This window comes from Campylobacter sp. MIT 12-8780 (genome assembly GCF_006864535.1).
Classification (GTDB): Bacteria; Campylobacterota; Campylobacteria; order Campylobacterales; family Campylobacteraceae; genus Campylobacter_D.
The window spans coordinates 1-6,468 of record NZ_QHLL01000016.1 but is presented as its reverse complement, the minus strand read 5'-3'; the positions used below and the strand labels follow the sequence as shown (position 1 = coordinate 6,468).

The following is a 6,468-nucleotide window of genomic DNA, read 5'->3' as shown; positions in this document are numbered from 1 at the left end:
TAGGAGAAGCTTTGATACAAGCTCATAAAAACATACTTAAGGGAGGATATGTGAAATTTTTCTTTGAGTTAAAGAGGATTAAAAATACTCATTGCAAAAAAGAAGCAAATATTCAAAAAGATAAACTATAAAAACAAATAAAATAAAAACCAAGAAAAAATAAAAGAAGTAAAAAAACAAGAATAATAACAAAGTCCGCAACAAGCTACTTTCCCCCTGCCAGTAAGGCGTAGTATCATCACCCACGATGTGCTTAGCTTCTTGGTTCGAGATGGAGCAAGGCGTTTCCACATCTGTATAATCACGGACATTGTTGTTTAAATGTTTTTTTTGTATCTTAAGTTCTAAAACTTTAAATTAAAGTTTTAAGTTTTTTATATATTCTAAAAAACACTTAAAAAACAATGTTAAGAAACAAGTTTTATAAAAACCCTTACCTTAGACTTTATACACAAATATCTATATTTCTGTATAGCCTTAACAAGGAAGTGATGCTTAAATAAGATAAGCCAAACGCTCTATTAGTACTGGTCAGCTAAGAAACTTTCATTTCTTACACACCCAGCCTATCAAACTAGTAGTCTACTAGAGAGCTTAGAGAAGATTCATCTTAGAGTTGGCTTCACGCTTAGATGCTTTCAGCGTTTATCCTTTCCAAACTTAGCTACGCTGCGATGCTCTTGGCAGAACAACAGCTACACCAGTGGTTTGTTCAACCCGGTCCTCTCGTACTAGGGTCAAATCTCTTCAATCTTCTTACGCCCACGGCAGATAGGGACCGAACTGTCTCACGACGTTCTGAACCCAGCTCGCGTACCGCTTTAAATGGCGAACAGCCATACCCTTGGGACCTGCTCCAGCCCCAGGATGCGATGAGCCGACATCGAGGTGCCAAACCTCCCCGTCGATGTGAGCTCTTGGGGGAGATCAGCCTGTTATCCCCGGGGTACCTTTTATCCTTTGAGCGATGGCCCTTCCACACAGAACCACCGGATCACTAAGACCGACTTTCGTCTCTGCTTGACTTGTATGTCTTGCAGTTAAGCTGGCTTATACCTTTATACTCTACAGATGATTTCCAACCATCTTGAGCCAACCTTTGTAAGCCTCCGTTATTATTTGGGAGGCGACCGCCCCAGTCAAACTACCCACCAGACATTGTCCCACTTGAGGATAACTCAAGCTGGTTAGCTACCCAAATAAGAAAGAGTGGTATCTCAACAATGGCTCATCATAAACTGGCGTCTATGAATCAAAGCCTCCCACCTATCCTGCACATTCTTATCCAAGTAGCAGTGTCAAGCTGTAGTAAAGGTCCACGGGGTCTTTCCGTCTTGCCGCGGGTAGGAGGAATTTTCACCTCCACTACAATTTCACTGGATCCCTCTTTGAGACAGCTCCCATCTCGTTACGCCATTCATGCAGGTCGGTATTTAACCGACAAGGAATTTCGCTACCTTAGGACCGTTATAGTTACGGCCGCCGTTTACTCGGGCTTCGATCAAGAGCTTCGCTAATGCTAACCCCATCAATTAACCTTCGAGCACCGGGCAGGCGTCACACCCTATACATCCTCTTACGAGTTAGCAGAGTGCTGTGTTTTTGGTAAACAGTCGGGAGGGACTCTTTGTTGTAAGTTTCCTCGCTTTCGAAGTAAATCCTAATACGAGGCTAACCACACCTTATACCGAAGATACGGTGCTATTTTGCAGAGTTCCTTAAAGAGAGTTCTTCCACGCGCCTTAGAATACTCATCCCACCCACCTGTGTCGGTTTACGGTACGGGCAACATTAACTAAACTTAGAAACTTTTCTTGGCTCGACGGCATCAGCAATTCTCCTCGCTATCCGAAGACTTTGAGAAGCCTTTCAGCTCTCGGTGTATTCTTATACGGATTTTCCTGTATAAGCACCTACGACCTTAGACTAGCACTTCCATCCGCTAGCTTGCTTAGCCCTAAGCGTCCTTCCATCGCACATTAATGTTGGTATTGGAATATTAACCAATTTGCCATCGTCTACCCCTTTCGGACTCGACTTAGGACCCGACTAACCCTACGATGACGAGCATCGCGTAGGAAACCTTGGGTTTACGGCGAAGGGGATTCTCACCCCTTTTATCGCTACTCATGCCTGCATGCTCACTTCTATTCGCTCCAGCACTCCTTACCGGTATACCTTCAACGCAAATAGAACGCTCTCCTACCACTTGCACTAGGTGCAAGTCTAAAGCTTCGGTACTCATTTTAGCCCCGTTATATTTTCCGCGCAAAATCACTAGACCAGTGAGCTATTACGCTTTCTTTAAAGGATGGCTGCTTCTAAGCCAACCTCCTGGTTGTTTAAGTAACTTCACATCGTTTTCCACTTAAATGAGATTTGGGGACCTTAGCTGTTAGTCTGGGTTGTTTCCCTCTTGACGACGGATTTTATCACTCGCCGCCTGACTGCTGTGATTACACTAAAGGTATTCGGAGTTTGATAGGGTTTGGTACATTGGTGTATGCCCTAGCCCATTCAGTGCTCTACCCCCTTTAGTTACGACACAACGCTATACCTAAATATATTTCGGAGAGAACCAGCTATCACGAAGTTTGATTGGCCTTTCACCCCTATCCACAAGTCATCCCATAGCTTTTCAACGCTAGCGGGTTCGCTCCTCCACTAGTTCTTACACTAGCTTCAAGCTGCTCATGGATAGATCACTTCGTTTCGGGTCTGCAGCATCTGACTTAAGCGCCCTTTTAAGACTCGCTTTCGCTACGGCTTCGCGTGTGCTTAACCTTGCCAGACACCACAACTCGCAGGCTCATTATGCAAAAGGCAGTCCATCACCCTGGATTGCTCCATAGGGCTCTGAATGATTGTAAGCAAATGGTTTCAGGTTCTATTTCACTCGGCTCACCGCCGTTCTTTTCACCTTTCCCTCACGGTACTTGTTCGCTATCGGTGTAGTATGAGTATTTAGGGTTGGATCGTGGTCGACCCGGATTCAGACAAAATTTCACGTGTTTCGCCCTACTCAGGATACTGCTAGCTAAACTTTGCTTTTCGCATACGGGATTATCACCCTCTATGATTAAACTTTCCAGAATATTCTGCTAAGCTTAGTTCGTGCATATTGCAGTCCTACAACCCCTAGTGCAAGCACTAGGTTTGCCCTCTTACGCTTTCGCTCGCCGCTACTGACATAATCTCTATTGATTTCTTTTCCTGAGGGTACTAAGATGTTTCAATTCCCCTCGTTCGCTCCATTATGGTAATGTATATCTCTATACATTGGGTTGCCCCATTCGGAAATCTATGGGTCAAAGCTTCTTGACAGCTCTCCATAGCTTATCGCAGTCTAGTACGTCCTTCATCGCCTTTACTACCCAAGGCATCCACCATTCGCTCTTTGTAGCTTACCTTTTTGATCTACTTTTAGCGTAAGAGCAAAGCTCTTACTAAAGTAGCAAAACTAAAGGCCAGCCCGACCTATCCCTGTTGAGATAGTAAGCTGGTCTCAAGTTTAAGCTAAAGGCCACACCCGACCTATCCTATTTGGATAGTAGGCTGACCTAAAGCTCAAGCTAAAGGCTATACTCACTTTTACTCAAAAAGTAATTCAAAGTATAAGCCTATAGCTTTTTGACATAATTAAATAGAAAAATTCTATTTATGTGCCTATGTTTTTCATTCTAAAACGCATCACTTCCTTGTTAAAGCTATAAGGTAAAGTCTTTTTTATTTTAAGACGGAAAGCCTTAGCTTGTGAGGGCTAAAGTTTTTGTAAGAAAATTTATCTTACGCAAAAATAATCAAGTCTTTACAACTCTAACAAGTTCAGTAAAATTGTTTTTATTAAAACTTGTTTGTGACTCTTAACAATGATAATTTAAAGAACATTAGGTTTAAAACCTAAAGCAAGGATAAGATGAAACTTTGTTTGAGTTAGACTTTAAGCTTCTTATACTTGCTTTAAATTTTAAAGCCTTTTATTGTTGTTTCTTTTTCAAATCTTAATGAATTCTGGTGGGCCTAACAAGACTTGAACTTGTGACCTCACCCTTATCAGGGGTGCACTCTAACCAGCTGAGCTATAGGCCCATTACAATACCCAAGCAGTATTAAAAATCTTATGGTGGAGAATAGCGGGATCGAACCGCTGACCTCCTGCGTGCAAAGCAGGCGCTCTCCCAGCTGAGCTAATTCCCCAATTTGGAGAACTGACTACAGAATACAGAATACAGAAAAACTTGCAAGGCAAATTTTAAAAAGTGTGATTCATATTCCGCACTCCGTTCTTTAAAAATAACTATGTCAATCTTTAAAATCTAAACAAGCACGATTGAGATTTACTACTTTATGTAGTAGTGTATAAGCTTCGTGAAAAACTTATATATGATGACTCATAGCTAATGAAAGCTATAAGTTGTACTCTAGAAAGGAGGTGATCCAACCGCAGGTTCTCCTACGGTTACCTTGTTACGACTTCACCCCAGTCGCTGATTCCACTGTGGAGAGTAACCAGTTTAGTATCCCCTCTTCGAGTGAAATCAACTCCCATGGTGTGACGGGCGGTGAGTACAAGACCCGGGAACGTATTCACCGTAGCATGGCTGATCTACGATTACTAGCGATTCCGGCTTCATGCTCTCGAGTTGCAGAGAGCAATCCGAACTAAGACATATTTTATAGATTTGCTCCAGCTCACGCTATTGCGTCTCATTGTATATGCCATTGTAGCACGTGTGTCGCCCTGGGCATAAGGGCCATGATGACTTGACGTCGTCCACACCTTCCTCCTCCTTACGAAGGCAGTCTATTTAGAGTGCTCAGCCTAACTGTTAGCAACTAAATACGTGGGTTGCGCTCGTTGCGGGACTTAACCCAACATCTCACGACACGAGCTGACGACAGCCGTGCAGCACCTGTCTCTAAGTTCTAGCAAGCTAGCACCCTCGTATCTCTACAAGGTTCTTAGGATATCAAGCCCAGGTAAGGTTCTTCGCGTATCTTCGAATTAAACCACATGCTCCACCGCTTGTGCGGGTCCCCGTCTATTCCTTTGAGTTTTAATCTTGCGACCGTACTCCCCAGGCGGTATGCTTAATGCGTTAGCTGCATTACTGAGATGACTAGCATCCCAACAACTAGCATACATCGTTTAGGGCGTGGACTACCAGGGTATCTAATCCTGTTTGCTCCCCACGCTTTCGCGCCTTAGCGTCAGTTGAGTTCCAGCAGATCGCCTTCGCAATGGGTATTCTTGGTAATATCTACGGATTTTACCCCTACACTACCAATTCCATCTGCCTCTCCCTCACTCTAGACTATCAGTTTCCCAAGCAGTTTAGGAGTTAAGCTCCTAGATTTCACAAGAGACTTGATAGTCCGCCTACGCGCCCTTTACGCCCAGTGATTCCGAGTAACGCTTGCACCCTCCGTATTACCGCGGCTGCTGGCACGGAGTTAGCCGGTGCTTATTCCTTTGGTACCGTCAGAATTCTTCCCAAAGAAAAGGAGTTTACGCTCCGAAAAGTGTCATCCTCCACGCGGCGTTGCTGCGTCAGGCTTTCGCCCATTGCGCAATATTCCCTACTGCTGCCTCCCGTAGGAGTTTGGACCGTGTCTCAGTTCCAATGTGACTGATCATCCTCTCAGACCAGTTAAGCGTCATAGCCTTGGTGAGCCATTACCTCACCAACTAGCTGATACTATATAGTCTCATCCTACACCGAAAAACTTTCCCTACTTAACTTGTGTTAAGTAGGAGTATGGGGTATTAGCACTCATTTCTAAGTGTTGTCCCCCAGTGTAGGGCAGATTAACTATACCTTACTCACCCGTGCGCCACTAATCCACTTTTAGCAAGCTAAAAGCTTCATCGTTCGACTTGCATGTATTAGGCACGCCGCCAGCGTTCACTCTGAGCCAGGATCAAACTCTCCATTAAATCTACTTTTAACGCAGGGCAAAGCCCTGCTAAAGTAGCTTCTGCTTGCAGTTGCGAAGTCGCAGACTGAAGCAAAAAACTAAAGGCCAGCCCGACCTACCCTAAAGGATAGTAAGCTAGTCTAAAGTTTATATTATATGAGAATTTAATCTTTTTCTTCAAAGAAAAAGTTCAAAAAGAGTTGAATTTCATTTCAAAGACTCTTTATGGTTTTAAAAAGATTTTATATGATAACTCATACCTAAATCTTTTCTGGCTCAATCGATCACTTATTTAGATTTCAAAGATTGACTATAAGATTTGAAAATAACAATATTAAATTTAAAGAACAATAAAACTCAAAATATCATTTTATAAACATTTCATCAAAATTAAAAAATATTACATAATGAAAAGTTTTAAAACTCTTGAGAGTTCCTTTTAAAGAAGTTTTCTAAGACTTCGTTTCAAGTTTTTAGGCTTGAAAATTGAAAAGGAAATGAAATTATATACAAATAAGCTTAAAGTTTCATTAAATTTTGGTGGTTGGG

Annotated in this window: 2 tRNA genes and 3 rRNA genes; all 5 read right to left on the bottom strand. The window is 42.7% G+C overall.

Going from position 1 to position 6,468, the window contains the following annotated elements:
• Positions 1–192: 192 nt before the first annotated feature.
• Positions 193–309: ribosomal RNA gene (gene rrf, locus DMB95_RS09450) — 5S ribosomal RNA — on the bottom strand.
• 191 nt (positions 310–500) lie between these two features.
• Positions 501–3,410 (bottom strand): 23S ribosomal RNA (locus DMB95_RS09445).
• 602 nt (positions 3,411–4,012) lie between these two features.
• A tRNA-Ile gene (locus DMB95_RS09440) sits at positions 4,013–4,089 on the bottom strand.
• A gap of 32 nt (positions 4,090–4,121) precedes the next feature.
• A tRNA-Ala gene (locus DMB95_RS09435) sits at positions 4,122–4,197 on the bottom strand.
• A 228-nt stretch (positions 4,198–4,425) separates the two neighbouring features.
• Positions 4,426–5,938 (bottom strand): 16S ribosomal RNA (locus tag DMB95_RS09430).
• Together the 16S, 23S and 5S rRNA genes with 2 tRNA genes alongside form the textbook arrangement of a ribosomal RNA operon.
• Positions 5,939–6,468 lie beyond the last annotated feature (530 nt).